This window comes from Halomonas sp. B23F22_20, assembly GCF_043496985.1.
In the GTDB taxonomy this organism is placed as follows: Bacteria; Pseudomonadota; Gammaproteobacteria; order Pseudomonadales; family Halomonadaceae; genus Halomonas.
Window position 1 is genome coordinate 1 of the sequence record NZ_JBIEKH010000085.1, and the last position, 711, is coordinate 711.

Here is a 711-nt window from a genome sequence, read left to right on the forward strand (position 1 = left end):
CGATCCATATGGTGAAGATAAAAACTGTGGTGACTTTAGCACTCAAGAGGACGCACAAGCTTTCTTCGAAGCAGCTGGAGGCCCTGAACAAGATCCACATCGTCTTGATGGTGATGGTAACGGGTTTGCTTGTGAAAATCTTTAATAAAAGGAGTTATGTTATTTATGATCGATACTAATGTGTTAAATCAGGTATTTCGAAAGTTACCTAAAGAAAGAATGAAGGAAGTCTTAAAGGAGTGGAACCCCAGTTGGGAACCGTCAAAAGATCAAAAAAGAAAAAAAGATTATCATGAGGACTTTATTCGTTTGAGTGAATTTATTGATGAAACAGAAGTTGACAACTTCGTAGAAATGGCAGTAACTGTAAGACAAGTTGGTCTTCCTGCATATACTTATAAGGTTGAAAATTTAGATTTCCTTGAGCATAATCAACTTGAAAATTTTTCAGATGAACCATTTCAAAATAAATATGTTATTAAATTAGAGACTTTCGAAGAAGGGGATTATTCAATATTCTGTTCACTACGAGTAAAAGCGTACGGGAAAAAATGGCAGCACAAGGGCGTCTATAACACTGATAGTCTAACCGCTGTATATAAAGTTACTTTAAATCTAAATAAGGAAAAGAAAGTGTTATCAATTCATGCAGGTAATGACCACATAAATGACGTAGTACGAGACTATATATTAAATATCGTGAAATGGCCA

The 711-nt window shown here is 34.9% G+C and carries 2 protein-coding genes; both read left to right on the forward strand.

All coding sequences use genetic code 11. From position 1 onward, the window contains the following. Positions 1-145, forward strand: a 145-nt coding sequence (locus tag ACGTN6_RS20685; protein ID WP_394594952.1) for an excalibur calcium-binding domain-containing protein, incomplete at its 5' end; no start/stop codon positions are given. Between the two features lie 20 nt (positions 146-165). Beyond that, positions 166-711 (forward strand): hypothetical protein (locus tag ACGTN6_RS20690; RefSeq protein WP_394594951.1); only part of this gene is annotated, 546 nt, incomplete at its 3' end.